We start from the raw sequence: 13,327 nt of genomic DNA on the forward strand, positions 1-13,327 counted from the left end.
CCGAACTTCGTAGACGTTGAGTGGATGCGTCGAACTCACGCGGCCTTCGCGCCGTCCTTGGCTCCATAGGCGCCGAACACACGAGCGACCTGACCCGCCGGCGCCTGCAGCACGCCCGCGACCTTGGTCGCCGGGGCCTGCAGAAGGCCGATGATCGTGGCCCTGAGTGCATCGAGCGACGGCAGCATGGCGAGCGCCTGGACGCCCGCGACGTCCAGCGTGTTCTCACCCAGCGCGCCACCGACGATGGTCAGCTTCTCGTTGCCCTTGGCGAAGGCGGAAACCACCTTCGCCGCGGCGACCGGATCCTTGGAGTAGGCGATGGCGGTCGGGCCCGTGAAGAGGGGTCCGAGCGCCTTGAAGGGCGTGCCCTCGAGGGCACGCAGCGTGAGCCGGTTCTTGGCGACCTTGTAGCTCGCGCCGGCCGCCCGCACCTTGCGGCGCAGGTCCGTCACTTCTTGGACCGTCAGACCTGATTGGCGGGTAACCACCACCAGGTTGGCGTCCTTGAAGGTCCGGTTCAGCTCGGCGATCGCTTCGGCCTTTTCCGAACGATTCACGGCGTTCTCCAACTATGGCCCGACCCGGAGGATCCGGATCGGACCGGCTGCGATTGGGCCTTGCGGCCCGCTGCGCCTGCCCCGGAAGTTCGGGTCTCTCGGCACGCACAAGACATGCGTGCCCCGATTCCCTTGCCCCCGTCTGCGCTGGCGGGTTTCCCCTTTAGGCCTGTCCCCGGTCACGAAGGACTTGGGACGAAGCACCGGCGGTCTCGGACAGGATTTCCGCCGACCGCCAAGGCGGGCGACGAAACTCGTAAACTCTCCGCCTCAGGCGTTGAGGGCGGTGGCGGGGTCGAGCTTGATGCCCGGCCCCATGGTCGAACTCAGCGACACCTTCTTGATGAAGGTGCCCTTGGCGCCGCTCGGCTTGGCACGGTTGATCGCCGTGACCAGCGCGCGGACGTTGGCGGCGATGGCGTCCTCGCTGAACGAGGCCTTGCCGACACCGGCATGGACGATGCCCGCCTTCTCGGCGCGGAACTCGATCGAGCCCGCCTTGGCGGCCTTGACCGCCGCGGCGACGTCCTGCGTCACCGTGCCGAGCTTCGGATTCGGCATCAGGCCGCGCGGGCCCAGCACCTTACCGAGACGGCCGACCACGCCCATCATGTCCGGGGTGGCGATGCAGCGGTCGAAGTTCATCTCGCCGCCGTTGATCTTCTCGGCGAGGTCCTCGGCCCCGACCAGGTCGGCGCCGGCGGCCTTGGCCTCGTCGGCCTTGGGACCGCGCGCGAACACCGCGACGCGCACCGTCTTGCCCGTGCCGCTCGGCAACTCGACCATGCCGCGCACGGCCTGGTCGGCGTGGCGTGGATCGATGCCGAGGTTCATGGCGATCTCGATCGTCTCGTCGAACTTCGCCTTGGCGTTGGCCTTCACGATCTTCACCGCCTCGGCGAGTGGGTAGATCTTCTCGCGATCGACGGCGGACGAGGCCGACTTGTAGCGCTTGCCGTGTGCCATGGCCCTACTCCACCACCTGCAGGCCCATCGAGCGGGCCGAGCCCACGACCTGGGCCATCGCCGATTCGACCGAATCGCAGTTGAGATCGGGCATCTTCTGCTTGGCGATCTCCTCGACCTGCTTCCTGGTCACCTTGCCGACGATCTGGGTGCCCACCATCTTGGCGCCCGCTTCGATGCCCGCCGCCTTCTTCAGGAAGTAGCTCACCGGCGGCGTCTTGGTGATGAAGCTGAAGCTGCGGTCCTGGAACACGGTGATGACCACCGGGATCGGCATGCCCGCTTCCATCTTCTGGGTGCGCGCGTTGAACTGCTTGCAGAATTCCATGATGTTGACGCCCTGCTGACCGAGCGCGGGCCCGATCGGCGGCGACGGATTGGCCTTGCCGGCCGGCACTTGCAGCTTGACGTAGGCCTGGACCTTCTTGGCCATGAATGCCCCTCCTCTGGGCGGCGCGGTACGGCCATGGCCGGCCTCCCGCACCCTATGTTCCAGTCAACCCCTTGATCCGATTGGATTCTCAGGATTGCCCGGCCTCATGCGAAAAGGCCGGCGCGAGGCCAGCCCTTCCGAGGGCGCGGGGTGTAGCAAAGTCCCCGACCCGGTACAACCCCCCATTTGCAGCGCAATATGGGGACGGTTCAGAGCTTCTCGACCTGCGCGTAGTCGAGCTCGACCGGGGTCGAACGGCCGAAGATCGAGACGGCGACCTTGAGGCGGGCGCGTTCCTCGTCGACATCCTCGACGGTGCCGTTGAACGAGGCGAAGGGGCCGTCGGCCACCTTGACCTGCTCGCCGATCTCGAAGCTGACGGCGGGCTTGGGCCGCTCGACGCCCTCCTGGACCTGCTTGAGGATGCGGTTCGCCTCGGCGTCGGAGATCGGCACCGGCTTGCCGCGGCCGCCGCCGCCCAGGAAACCCGTCACCTTGGCGGTGTTCTTCACCAGATGCCAGGTCTCGTCGTTGAGATCCATCTTCACCAGCACGTAGCCCGGGAAGAACTTGCGCTCGGTCTGGACCTTGGCGCCGCGGCGCACCTCGACGACCTCCTCGGTCGGCACGATGACCTCGGAAATCTCCTCGCCCAGCCCCTTCTTGCCGGCCTGCTCGCGGATCGACTGGGCGACCTTGTTCTCGAAGCCCGAATAGGCGTGAACGACATACCAACGATGAGCCATGTCACACCCCGAGCAACAGCTTGACGACGTAGCCGATGATCTTGTCGGCCACGAGGAAGAACAAGGCGGCGATGACCACGAAGATGAACACCATGCTGGTGGTGATCAGGGTCTCACGCCGGGTCGGCCAGGTGACCTTGGACACCTCGGCACGGACTTCGCGGACGAATTCGATGGGATTCTTCGACATGCTCGCCGTTCTTCATGAAATGGCAGGAGTGGAGGGACTCGAACCCCCGACCCTCGGTTTTGGAGACCGATGCTCTACCAACTGAGCTACACTCCTACGACCGCCGCCGGCCAGAGACCGGCGGCAGCCCGTGCTTATAGCACTACTTGACGATTTTGGTGACGACGCCTGCGCCGACGGTTCGGCCGCCCTCGCGGATGGCGAAGCGCAGGCCCTCGTCCATCGCGATCGGCTGGATCAGCTCCACCGCCATCCGCGCATTGTCCCCCGGCATCACCATCTCCGTCCCCTCCGGCAGGGTCACCACCCCCGTCACGTCCGTCGTCCGGAAGTAAAACTGCGGCCGGTAGTTGGTGAAAAACGGCGTGTGACGGCCGCCCTCCTCCTTCGTCAGGATGTACGCCTCAGCCTCGAAGTTCGTGTGCGGCGTGATCGACCCGGGCTTCGCCAGAACCTGGCCGCGCTCCACGTCCTCGCGCCCCACGCCGCGCAGCAGCGCCCCGATGTTGTCCCCAGCCTCGCCCTGGTCCAGAAGCTTGCGGAACATCTCAACGCCCGTCACCACCGTCTTCGTCGTCGCCTTCAGGCCGACGATCTCGATCTCCTCGCCCACCTTCACGATCCCCCGCTCGACACGGCCCGTAACCACCGTGCCGCGACCCGAAATCGAGAACACGTCCTCGATCGGCATCAAAAACGGCTTGTCCTTGTCGCGCGTCGGCTGCGGAATGTAGCGGTCGACCTCCGACATCAGCTTCAACACCGCCTGCTCGCCCTGCTCGGCGTTCTTGTCCTCCAGCGCCATCAGCGCCGAGCCCCGCACAACCGGAATGTCGTCCCCCGGAAACTGGTAGCTCTTCAGAAGCTCCCGAACCTCCAGCTCCACCAGATCCAGAAGCTCCGGATCGTCCACCATGTCACACTTGTTCATGAACACCACAAGCGCCGGAACCCCCACCTGACGCGCCAGAAGGATGTGCTCGCGCGTCTGCGGCATCGGACCGTCCGCCGCGCTCACCACCAGGATCGCGCCGTCCATCTGCGCCGCCCCCGTGATCATGTTCTTCACGTAGTCCGCGTGGCCGGGGCAGTCGACGTGCGCGTAGTGGCGGTTCTGCGTCTCGTACTCGACATGCGCCGTCGAAATCGTGATCCCGCGCTCGCGCTCCTCCGGTGCCTTGTCGATCTGGTCGTACGCCGTGTACGTCGCGCCGCCCGTCTTCGCCAGGATCTTCGTGATCGCAGCCGTCAGAGACGTCTTGCCGTGATCCACGTGCCCGATCGTCCCGATGTTGCAGTGCGGCTTGTTCCGCTCAAACTTCGCCTTCGTCATGATGCCACGAACCTCGCTTGATCCTTCTCGACGGCCGTCCAAACTGGAGCGGGTGACGGGAATCGAACCCGCATAGCCAGCTTGGAAGGCTGGAGCTCTACCATTGAGCTACACCCGCAAACTCCCGAACAGGGCCAACACACGCCGAGGTCCGTTGGTGGAGGGGGAAGGATTCGAACCTTCGTAGACGCGAAGTCGGCAGATTTACAGTCTGCTGCCATTGACCGCTCGGCCACCCCTCCGAACCTGCGGTACGCACGGCGCGAGATAGCCTGTTCGACCCGCCAAAACGGGCGCGCGTTGCTCGCAAATCCAATGAGTTACGTCAAGGGGCAAATCCCCCTATAGATAAGGTCTCATGCGCTCCCGACCGCACCGCCCCAACCGGCCGCCCAACGATCGTCGGCGCGGCGGCCATCACTCGGTGTGGCTCTACGGCCGCCATCCCGTGCTGGCCGCCCTCGCCAATCCGGAGCGCCGCATCGAACGCATCCTGGCGACCCGCGAGACGGCGGACCGCCATGCCGCGGAGTTCGCCGGCCGGGCGCAGATCCTGTCGCGCGAGGAACTCGCCCAGCGCCTGCCGGCAGGCGCGGTCCATCAGGGCATTGCCGCCCTCGTCGCGCCACTCGAGGAGCCGCAACTGGAGGACGTGCTGGCGCGCTGCGGCGAGAACGCCCTGGTGCTGGCGCTCGACCAGGTTACCGATCCGCACAATGTCGGCGCCATCCTGCGCTCGGCCGCCGCCTTCGGCGTCGCCGGCCTGATCGTCACCGAGCGCCACGCGCCGTCCGACACGGGCGTGCTCGCCAAGGCCGCCTCGGGCGCGCTCGAGATCGTGCCCATGGTGCGCGCCGTCAACCTCGCGCGCGCGCTGGAACAGCTCAAGCAGGCAGGCTTCTGGCTCTACGGACTCGACGAGCGCGGCGATGCCGCGATCGGCACGCTCGACCTCGGCGGCCGCGCCTGCGTCGTGCTCGGCGCCGAGGGCGAGGGCTTGCGCCGGCTGACGGCGGAGAAATGTGATCGTCTGGTGACCATCCCCACGAACGCGGCCCTGGCGGCGCTCAACGTCTCGAATGCCGCCGCGATCGCATCATATGAGTGGGCGCGACGACGCTCAGCGGGGTGACAACTCTCTTTATGTTCGCGCGCGCCGAGACTATACGCTGCTACCGTTGCGACCGGGGCCGGGTTAGCACAGTGGTAGTGCAGCGGTTTTGTAAACCGAAGGTCGGGGGTTCAAATCCCTCACCCGGCACCATCCTGCCCTCCGCGGCCTTGGCGCAGGAGGGCCCATGAGCGACTCAGTCCTCGTCGCCGGCGGCGCCGGCTATATCGGCAGCCATGTCTGCAAGGCCCTGGCCGAATCGGGCGCCACGCCGATCTGCTACGACACGCTCGAGAAGGGCCACGACTGGGCGGTGCGCTGGGGACCGCTGGAGCGCGGCGACATCGGCGACGCCGCAAGGCTCGCCGAGGTGTTCCGCCGGCACCGGCCGTGCGCCGTGATCCATCTCGCGGGCTACATCGAGGTCGGCGAATCGGTGCGCCTGCCCGAGCGCTACCTGCACAACAACGCGACCAAGACCCGGGTGCTGATCGAGGCGGCGGCGCGTCATGGCGTCAACGGCTTCGTCTTTTCCAGCACCTGCGCCGTCTACGGCCTGCCGCAGGCCGAGCATCTCGACGAGGCGCACCGCATCGCGCCGATCAGCCCCTATGCGGACTCCAAGGCCCGCGTCGAAGCGGCGTTGCGCGACGCGGCGCGCTCGGGACTGCGCGCCGCGTCGCTGCGCTATTTCAATGCCGCCGGCGCCGACCCGGGTGGCGAGATCGGCGAGGCGCACGAACCGGAGACGCATCTGCTGCCGCTCGCCGCCGACGCCGCCCTCGGCTTCGGGCCGGCACTCACCCTGCTCGGCGACGACTACGACACGCCCGACGGTTCGTGCGTGCGCGACTTCGTCCACGTCACCGATCTCGCCGACGCCCATCTCCGGGCGCTGCAATGGCTGCGCCGCAGCGCCGACGGCGGCGTCCACGAAGCCTTCAATCTCGGCAGCGGGTCCGGCCACAGCGTCAAGCAGGTGGTGCGCGAGACCGCCCGCCTCGTCGGCCGGCCGGTGCCGCACGTGACCGGACCGCGTCGCCCCGGCGATTCGCCCAGGCTGGTGGGCGACATCGCCAAGGCGGCGCGCGAGCTCGGCTGGACGCCGTCGCGCGATCTTTCGGCCCAGATCGAGGATACGCTGCGCTGGCGCCGCGCGATGCCGCGTTAGATGAGCCGCAACGGCAGTTCGCGCAGGCGCTTGCCGGTGGCGGCGAAGACGGCATTGGCGACGGCCGGCGCAATGGGTGGCGTGCCCGGCTCGCCGACGCCGCCGATGCGGTTGCTGCCGCCATCGACCAGATGCACGACCATCTCCGGCGCATCGGCCAGGCGCACCGCGTCGTAGTCGGTGAAGTTGGATTGCTCGACCGCGCCCTGCGACAGCGTGATCTCGCCGTAGAGCGCCGCCGACAGTCCGTAGACAATGCCGCTCTCCATCTGGGCGCGCACGATCGCCGGATTGACCACGGGCCCGCAATCGACGGCGCAGACCACGCGCCTCACGCGGATCGTGTCGTCCGCGACGGCGACCTCGGCCACCTGCGCCACGATCGAGCCGAACGAGGCGCGTAGCGCGATGCCGCGCCCCGACCCGGCCGGCAGGGCCGAGCCCCAGCCCGCCTCCTTTGCCGCGGTTTCCAGCACCTCGAGGAACCGCGGCTTGCCCGCCAGCAGCTCGCGCCGGAAGGCGTAGGGATCCTTCCCGAGCGCGTGCGCCATCTCGTCGACGAAGCTCTCGTCGAAGAAGGCGGTGTGGGAATGGCCGACCGATCGCCAGAAGCCGACCGGCACCGAGCCGTCGGCGACGACCGATTCGAGCTTGTAGTACGGAAAGGCGTAGGGCGGGTTCTCGACGGCGTTGCCCTCGGGCTTGGCCTGCGACGGCAGGCCGATGACACGCGTGGGGAACTGCGCGGTGGGCGACTGCGCGACCTGCTTCTTGGCGACGCCGGCGAGTCGGGGCGCACCTCCCGACGTGTCGATCGTCGCCCGCCAGCGCGCCAGCGCCATCGGCCGATAGAAATCGTGCCGCATGTCCTCCTCGCGCGACCACAGCACCTGCACCGGCCGGCCCGGCATGGCCATGGCGCAGGTCACGGCCTGGCGCACCAGGTCGACCTCGGCACGCCGGCCGAAGCCGCCGCCCAAGAGCGTCGTGTGCACCGTGACGTCGGCCCGTGGCAAGTCGGAGGTCCTGGCCGCGACCAGCCGCATCAGGGTCGGCGACTGGTTGGGCATCCACAGCTCGACCTTCTTCCCATCCGCGACCAGCGCGGTGCAGTTCATCGGCTCCATCGTCGCATGCGCCAGATAGGGCGCGCGATAGACCGCCTCGAGCGTGCGGCCGCCGGGTTTCGGCTCCGAGCCGAGCGTTCGCGTCAATGCCGGATCGCCCTTGTCGAGCAGGGCGCCGTAGCGCTCCCACAGCGAGGCGCTGTCGAGTCGCGGCTCGGGGCCGGCCCGCCATTCGATCTCGACACCCTTGTCGAGGAAGGCATCGGCCTGCCACCAGCTCGCGCCGATCGCGGCGATGCCGCCGGGCACGGCGACGACCTTCTCGATGCCGCTGGGCAGCGCGGCCTGTCGGAGCGTGAAGGACTTCACCTCGCCGCCGAAGGTCGGCGCGTTACGCACGGCGGCGAACAGCAGGCCGGGCAGGCGCACATCCACGCCGAAGGTGGCCGAGCCCGCGACCTTGGCCGACACGTCGAGCCGCGGCAGCTCCTTGCCGATCAGCTTGAACTCGGACGGCTGCTTGAGCGGCGGCGCCGACCGCATCGGCTGGAGATCGCCGATCGAATCGACCAGCTCGCCGAAGCTCGCCACCCTGCCGCCGTCGCGACGGCGGACTTCGCCATCGACGACGACGAGTTCGCCCGCGGGAACGCCCGCCTGGCGCGCGGCGGCGCGCAGCAGCAGGTCGCGCGCCACTGCTCCGGCGGTACGCATCGGCAGCCAGGCGTCGCGCGTCGCCGTCGAGCCGCCGGTCGCCAGTACGCCCAGCACGCCCCCCAGCTTGCTGGCCGCCCAATGCGCCACATCGACGACCGTGCCGGTTTCCTCCGGCGAGAACGGCAGGCCGTCGAGCAGGATATCAACGTTGCGATAGACGACATGCTCGGGCGGATCCTCGGCCCGCACCTGGTCCCAGCGCGCATCCATTTCCTCGGCGACCAAGGTGGCGAGCGCGGTGTGGATGCCCTGCCCCATCTCGGCGCGCGGCACGGCGACGACCACCTTGTCGTCGCGCGTGATCTTGACCCAGCCGTTGAGGCCCGCTTCGCCCGGCCTGACGTTGAACAGCGTCCGGGCCCCCAGCCGATCGCGCTCGCGCGCGAACCAGAAGCCGACGCCCAGCAGGCCGGCACCGACGAAGCCACCGATCATCAAGGTCCGGCGCGTCCATTTCCTCACGACGCGCCACCCAGGATGGCCGCGGCGCGATGGACGGCGCGGCGGATCGCGCTGTAGGTGCCGCAGCGGCAGATGTTGGTGAGGGCGTCGTCGATCTCGGCGTCGGTCGGCCGCGGCTTGTCCTTCAGGAGCGCCGCCGCGGCCATGATGAAGCCGGGCTGGCAGTAGCCGCACTGGGGCACCTGCTGTTCGATCCAGGCACGCTGCACGGCATGCAGCCTGCCCTCGCCGAGCCCCTCGACCGTGACGACCTGCTTGCCGGCGGCGGCGGCGGCACGGAACGAGCACGAGCGCACCGGTTTGCCGTCGACATGCACGGTACAGGCGCCGCAGGCCGCGACGCCGCAGCCGAACTTGGGACCAAGCACGGCGAGATCCTCGCGCAGCACCCAGAGCAGCGGCTTGTCGGCCGGCACATCGATCTCGCGCCTCTCGCCGTTGAGGACGAAGGCGATCATCGCGCGATGAACGTGTCGCCGAGCACGAGCACATCCATCCTGGTGCGCAGGAAACAGTCGATCGCCTCCTCGGGCCTGCACACGACGGGCTCGTTCTCGTTGAAGCTGGTGTTCAGAACCATCGGCACGCCGGTGAGGTCGCGGAAGGCCTGTATCAGCCGCGCGTAGCGCGGATTGCCCTCCCAGGTCACGGTCTGCAACCGGCCGCTGCCGTCGACATGGGTGACGGCCGGGATCTCCTTGCGCTTCTCTTCACGGATCTTGAAGACCTGCATCATGAAGGGAACGTCGTCGTCGGTCTCGAACCAGTCGTTCACCGCGTCGCGCAGCACCGACGGGGCGAAGGGCCGGAACGATTCGCGCCGCTTGATCTTGAGATTGAGGATGTCCTTCATGTCGCTGCGCCGCGGATCGCCCAGGATCGAGCGGTTGCCGAGCGCGCGCGGGCCCCATTCCAGCCGTCCCTGGAACCAGCCGATCACCTTGCCCTCCGAGATCGCCTGCGCCGTGCGGCGGCACAGCGAGGCCTCGTCGGCGATCCGCTCGATCGTGCAGTGCGCGGCCTCGAAGTCGGCGCGGCGCGCGGCGATCGCGCCGGCGATCTCCTCGGGCGTCGCCGACGGCCCCCAATAGGCGTGATCCATGACGAAGTGGCGCCTGGCCTTGTCGCCCCCGACCTTGTGCCAGGTGGCGAAGGCCGCGCCGATCGAGCCTCCGGCGTCACCGCCCGCCGATTGCACGTAGACGTGGCGGAAGGGCGAGCGGTCGAAGATCTTGCCGTTGGCGACGGAGTTGTAGGCGCAGCCGCCGGCGAGCACGACGGCGTCGCAGCCGTAGCGCTTGTGCAGTGCGCCCAGCAAATTGAAGAAGGCATTCTCGTAGGTCGCCTGCGCCGAGCGCGCGATGTTGCGATGGCGGTCCTCAAGCGGCTGGTCGGGCTCGCGCGGCGTGCCGAGCAGGTCCTCGAGCGCATCGCTCCACAGACGGCCGCCCGAGGGGATGCCGTCCTTGACCTGGTAGTTGGCGCCCTCGCCCGAAGCGTGGCGGAAGTAGCGCAGGTCGAGCGCGAAGCCGCCGTCGTCCCTCAGCCGCACGATCTGCTTCATCTGCTCGAGGTAGACCGGCTCGCCGTAGGGCGCGAGGCCCATCACCTTGTATTCGTCGCCGTAGTGCGGGAAGCCGATGAACTGCGTCATCGCCTCGTAGAAGACGCCGAGCGAATGCGGGAAGTAGACGCGGCCCTCGACCGCGAGCCGCCCGCCCTCACCCAGTCCCCACGCGGCCGACGAGAAGTCGCCAAAGCCGTCGACCGAGACCGCGACCGCCTTGTCGTAGGGCGACACCAGGAAAGCCGAGGCGAGATGGCAGAGATGATGCTCGACGGCATGCACGGTGCCGCGGAACTGCTGTTCGGGCAGCTCGCGCGCGAGGTTGCCGGCGATGTCGGTGCGCTCGCCGCGCGCGCGCAGGCGCTTCAGCACGTAGGCCGGGCTGATGCCCGAGGTCAGCACGAAGCCCAGCTTGCGCCAGCGGTTGGCATTGTTGTCGGTGTTGACCGCGACATGATCGACATCGCCCAGGCCGATGCCGGCCTCCTTCAGGCAGTAGCGGATCGACTCGCTCGGGAAGCCGCCCCAGTGCTTGACCCGACGGAAGCGCTCCTCCTCGACGGCGGCGACGAGCTCGCCATCCTTGACGAGGCAGGCCGCGGCATCGGCGTGATAGGCGTTGAGGCCGAGGACGTAGGTCATCGCTCGAGGTCGCGGCGCAGGAGGTGCATGGAGAGGATCACGTCGGCTGTGATGCGCTGTGCCGTATAGATGAGTCCGGGTCGGCCGTCGAACACCAGCCCCTTCACCAGCAGGCAATGCAGCGCCACGACGGGCGGCCCGAGCACGCGGCTGAGCCTCAGCCGGTCGGGCCAGCTCAGCTCGGACCACTTCCGGCTGAGCAGCTTGTCGGCCTCGATCGCCTGATAACGCACCTGGCTTTGCAGCCAGCGCTCGAGGCTCTTGCGGTCGTCGTGCAGCAGGCGGTTCTTCAGGCGCGCCACCGGACCGTCGATGCGCAGCTTCTCGGTGTGGCCGTCATCGACGAAGCGGCCGCGGTCGCGTCGGAACAGCACCGGCAGCGAGGGATAAAGCGAGGCGCGCAGCTTGCGACCCTCGATGCAATAGGTGAAGGCGATCTCGTAGGCGGCCGTCGCAGGATCGGGCGCCGTGCCGGCGATCTCGTCGCGCAGCGCCGACTCGACCATGTAGTCGGCGTCGAGCCGCAGCACCCAGTCGGACGCGATGCCCGTTTCCTCGACGGCAAACGCCCATTGGCGGGCGTGGCTGTCGAAGCGGCGCTGGACCACCCGGACATTGGGATAGCGGCCGGCGATGGCGAGCGTCTCGTCGGTCGAGAAGCTGTCGACCACGACGATGTCGCGCGCCCATGTCAGGCGGTCGAGCGACCGGCCGATGTTGGGCGCTTCATTATAGGTGAGGATGACGGGGGTGATGTCCGTGAGCACGAGCTATGTGGCTGGTATAAGAGAGTTTTTTTGCCCCGACCACCGCTTTCGCCCGGTCTGCGGCATGGCGAAGCTTGACGCGGAGCCGGCCAGCGCGCAAACGACGGCGCACCATGCATATCCACGGGCAAAGCCTCGCAACTCGTTGAAAACTCGGCTAAAAGCCCTCGCCCCTTCGAAAGGCTGGTTCATGTCCAAGAATGATCTCGTGGTCGTCACCGGCGCCGGCGGCTTCATCGGCGGCCATCTCGTGCGCGTCCTGCAGGAACGCGGCCACACGAAGATCCGGGCCGTCGACGTCAAGCCGCTGGAGGAGTGGTACCAGAAGCATCCGGGCGTCGAGAACCAGGTGGGCGACCTCGCCCTGCTCGAGCCCTGCCGCGCCGCTGCCAAGGGAGCGGCGATGATCTACAACCTCGCCGCCGACATGGGCGGCATGGGCTTCATCGAGACCCACAAGGCCGAGTGCATGCTGTCGGTTCTGATCAGCACCCACATGCTGGTCGCCGCCAAGGAAGCAGGCGTGCCGCGCTTCTTCTATTCGTCTTCGGCCTGCGTCTACAACGGCGACAAACAGACCCGTGCCGACGTCACCGCGCTCAAGGAAGAGGACGCCTACCCCGCCATGCCGGAGGACGGCTACGGGTGGGAGAAGCTGTTCAGCGAGCGGATGGCCCGCCACTACCGCGAGGATTACGGCATCGCCACCCGCGTCGCCCGCTACCACAATGTCTACGGGCCGGACGGCACCTACGACGGCGGCCGCGAGAAGGCTCCCGCCGCGATCTGCCGCAAGGTCATCGCCGCCAAGCTCAGCGGCAAGCACGAGATCGAGATCTGGGGCGACGGCGAGCAGACCCGCTCGTTCATGTACATCGACGACTGTACCGAAGGCACGATCAAGCTCGCGCTGAGCGACATTGTCGAGCCGCTCAACATCGGCAGCGACGAGCTGGTGAGCATCAATCGCCTGGTCGACATCGTCGAGAAGATCGCCGGCGTGAAGCTCGAGCGGAGATACAAGCTCGACGCCCCCAAGGGTGTGCGCGGCCGCAACTCCGACAACACGCTGATCAAGAAGCTCCTGAACTGGGCGCCGTCCATCCGTCTCGAGGACGGCATGGAGAAGACCTACAAGTGGATCCACGACGAGATGACTTCGGGCAAGCAGTCGGTGGTCAACGCGCTGCCCCGCCAGGCGCTGGCGGCGCAGTAGGTTTGCGGCGGCCTCGTCCCCAACGGGATGCGGCAGTCGGGAGAGTCAGATTCGCGCTCGGCGCCGGAATCGGGGGGTCGAATCGCCTTCCGATGCAGACGCCATCGGCATCGGACCGAATCCATCGACCCGATTAGGTCCTCGAGGGCGCGTCGAGGTAAAATGCGTGCATGAGCACCATGACCACACCCGGCCGCGAGGGCCGCGCGGGATTTCCCGTATCGACGTTCTGCTTCGCCAATCGTCCGCCGACCCGCCCTCCCGACCCGTGACCGGAGGTTTGCGCAGTTCCCGCAGTTTGCGCAACGCATTCCGGCAGAGAGCAGGCACACCACCCTGAGGGCATCTCGGGCGGCTGCCCGCGACGTCGGTCGTCCGG

The 13,327-nt window shown here is 67.9% G+C and carries 13 protein-coding genes and 4 tRNA genes; 4 read left to right on the top strand and 13 right to left on the bottom strand.

What is annotated here, in order from left to right:
- Window positions 1-35: 35 nt before the first annotated feature.
- The 9 genes from rplJ to KIT25_16695 form a co-directional block, all read right to left on the bottom strand.
- Complete coding sequence (rplJ, locus tag KIT25_16655; protein UYN93676.1) at window positions 36-560, bottom strand: 50S ribosomal protein L10; 525 nt, start codon at window positions 558-560, stop codon at window positions 36-38.
- 270 nt (window positions 561-830) lie between these two features.
- A complete protein-coding gene (rplA, locus tag KIT25_16660) occupies window positions 831-1,526 on the bottom strand; it encodes a 50S ribosomal protein L1 (GenBank protein UYN93677.1) in 696 nt (231 codons plus the stop codon).
- 4 nt (window positions 1,527-1,530) lie between these two features.
- Window positions 1,531-1,959: a 50S ribosomal protein L11 gene (gene rplK, locus KIT25_16665; protein UYN93678.1), complete on the bottom strand. Its 429-nt coding sequence runs from the start codon at window positions 1,957-1,959 to the stop codon at window positions 1,531-1,533.
- A gap of 209 nt (window positions 1,960-2,168) precedes the next feature.
- Window positions 2,169-2,705 carry a transcription termination/antitermination protein NusG gene (nusG, locus tag KIT25_16670; protein UYN93679.1) on the bottom strand — a complete coding sequence of 179 codons (537 nt, stop codon included), beginning with the start codon at window positions 2,703-2,705 and terminating at the stop codon, window positions 2,169-2,171.
- A 1-nt stretch (window position 2,706) separates the two neighbouring features.
- Window positions 2,707-2,895, bottom strand: coding sequence for a preprotein translocase subunit SecE (gene secE, locus KIT25_16675; protein ID UYN93680.1), 189 nt, complete (start codon window positions 2,893-2,895; stop codon window positions 2,707-2,709).
- Window positions 2,896-2,915: 20 nt separating this feature from the next.
- Window positions 2,916-2,991: transfer RNA gene (locus tag KIT25_16680), tRNA-Trp, on the bottom strand.
- Window positions 2,992-3,037: 46 nt separating this feature from the next.
- Window positions 3,038-4,228, bottom strand: a complete 1,191-nt coding sequence (gene tuf, locus KIT25_16685; protein ID UYN93681.1) for an elongation factor Tu — start codon at window positions 4,226-4,228, stop codon at window positions 3,038-3,040.
- A 44-nt stretch (window positions 4,229-4,272) separates the two neighbouring features.
- Window positions 4,273-4,346, bottom strand: a tRNA-Gly gene (locus tag KIT25_16690).
- A 37-nt stretch (window positions 4,347-4,383) separates the two neighbouring features.
- Window positions 4,384-4,470: transfer RNA gene (locus KIT25_16695), tRNA-Tyr, on the bottom strand.
- A 116-nt stretch (window positions 4,471-4,586) separates the two neighbouring features.
- Here KIT25_16695 and rlmB point away from each other — a divergent pair.
- From rlmB to galE, 3 genes are all read left to right on the top strand, one after another.
- Window positions 4,587-5,360 carry a 23S rRNA (guanosine(2251)-2'-O)-methyltransferase RlmB gene (gene rlmB, locus KIT25_16700; protein UYN93682.1) on the top strand — a complete coding sequence of 258 codons (774 nt, stop codon included), beginning with the start codon at window positions 4,587-4,589 and terminating at the stop codon, window positions 5,358-5,360.
- A gap of 57 nt (window positions 5,361-5,417) precedes the next feature.
- Window positions 5,418-5,492 (top strand) — tRNA-Thr (locus tag KIT25_16705).
- A gap of 34 nt (window positions 5,493-5,526) precedes the next feature.
- On the top strand, window positions 5,527-6,510 hold the full coding sequence (gene galE / locus KIT25_16710; GenBank protein UYN93683.1) for a UDP-glucose 4-epimerase GalE: 984 nt from the start codon (window positions 5,527-5,529) through the stop codon (window positions 6,508-6,510).
- Here the strand turns inward: galE and KIT25_16715 are convergent.
- From KIT25_16715 to KIT25_16730, 4 genes are read right to left on the bottom strand one after another with little or no spacing between them, the layout of a single operon-like run.
- Window positions 6,507-8,756, bottom strand: a complete 2,250-nt coding sequence (locus KIT25_16715) for a xanthine dehydrogenase family protein molybdopterin-binding subunit (protein ID UYN93684.1) — start codon at window positions 8,754-8,756, stop codon at window positions 6,507-6,509. The genes galE and KIT25_16715 overlap by 4 nt on opposite strands.
- Entirely contained in the window at window positions 8,753-9,214 is a 462-nt protein-coding gene (locus tag KIT25_16720; protein ID UYN93685.1) for a (2Fe-2S)-binding protein, read from the bottom strand. Before KIT25_16720 ends, KIT25_16715 begins: the two co-directional genes overlap by 4 nt.
- The gene (locus KIT25_16725) at window positions 9,211-10,965 is read right to left on the bottom strand and encodes a hypothetical protein (GenBank protein ID UYN93686.1); all 1,755 of its coding nucleotides are present in this window, start codon (window positions 10,963-10,965) and stop codon (window positions 9,211-9,213) included. Before KIT25_16725 ends, KIT25_16720 begins: the two co-directional genes overlap by 4 nt.
- Entirely contained in the window at window positions 10,962-11,732 is a 771-nt protein-coding gene (locus KIT25_16730; protein ID UYN93687.1) for a glycosyltransferase family 2 protein, read from the bottom strand. Before KIT25_16730 ends, KIT25_16725 begins: the two co-directional genes overlap by 4 nt.
- A 190-nt stretch (window positions 11,733-11,922) precedes the next feature.
- Here KIT25_16730 and KIT25_16735 point away from each other — a divergent pair, with 190 nt between their 5' ends.
- Window positions 11,923-12,948 (top strand): NAD-dependent epimerase/dehydratase family protein, encoded by a 1,026-nt coding sequence (locus KIT25_16735; GenBank protein UYN93688.1) that lies wholly within the window; start codon window positions 11,923-11,925, stop codon window positions 12,946-12,948.
- The last annotated feature ends 379 nt before the right edge of the window (window positions 12,949-13,327 follow it).

The sequence above is a fragment of the Enhydrobacter sp. genome (assembly GCA_025808875.1).
Taxonomy (GTDB): Bacteria; Pseudomonadota; Alphaproteobacteria; order Reyranellales; family Reyranellaceae; genus Reyranella.